The organism is Streptomyces sp. URMC 126 (assembly GCF_051386555.1).
In the GTDB taxonomy this organism is placed as follows: Bacteria; Actinomycetota; Actinomycetes; order Streptomycetales; family Streptomycetaceae; genus Streptomyces.
The window spans coordinates 1-858 of sequence record NZ_JBPQTX010000650.1; the positions used below are offsets into that span (position 1 = coordinate 1).

Below are 858 nucleotides of genomic sequence, written 5' to 3' on the forward strand. Positions count from 1 at the left end.
CCCCGGACAACCCCGCCGCCCGCGCCCGTCCCATCCGACTCCCCGCCGGACGCTCCCGGCCCAGTCGACTCCCCGTCGGCCGCTCCCCTGCCGCACGCCTCCCCACCAGGGGACTCCTCACTGGAAGCCTCCCGACCCGGAGACTCCCCACCGGAAGCCTCTCCACCGGTCGACTCCGCACCGGAAGTCTCCCTTTGGGCCACCCCCCGACGCGACGACCCACCGCACGACGATCCACCCCACGGCGACCCGCCCCACGGCGACTCACCGCGCGACGACTCCCCCTTGACGGTGGTCCGCGCCTTGGAGGACGCCCGCGCCCACGGCCACGAAACATCCACCCGACACCTGGCCACCGCCGTGGGGCGGGACGGCAACCCCGGATTCGTCCAGCGCGTAGTGGCCCTGCTGCACGCCAACGAGCAGCCCGCGGACGCGGAGCGCGTCCTGACGGCCGTGGCCCGCGCCCGCCCGGCCGCCCGCGTCCCCGGCGTCCTCGCCGCCCTGCTCCGCACGGGCCGCCTCACGGACGCCGCCCAGGTGCGCGCCTCGGTGGCCCGCACCCAGTCCGCGGACCGGGTGCTGGAGGTGGTGACGGCGCTGCGCGAGGCGGGCCGGCACGCCGACGCCTACCAGGTGCTGGCCGCGGCCGGCCGGCTGCGCGCCCCGGGCGACGTACCGCCGCTGGTCCGCTCGCTGCGCGCGGCCGGCCGCCCGGACGACGTCCACTGGCTCCTCGGCTTCGCCGCCCGTGAGCGCCCCCGCACCGAGGCGCACGCCTTGGCGGAGATCCTCCGCCTCGCCGGCGACCCCACGGCCGCCGACCTCCTCCTGACCGAACTCCGCCCCGCCCAGCCC

General features: G+C 78.2%; 1 pseudogene. It reads left to right on the forward strand.

Going from position 1 to position 858, the window contains the following annotated elements:
- Positions 1–285: 285 nt before the first annotated feature.
- Positions 286–858 (forward strand): annotated as a pseudogene (locus tag ACSNOK_RS33310) (hypothetical protein); the annotation flags it as partial.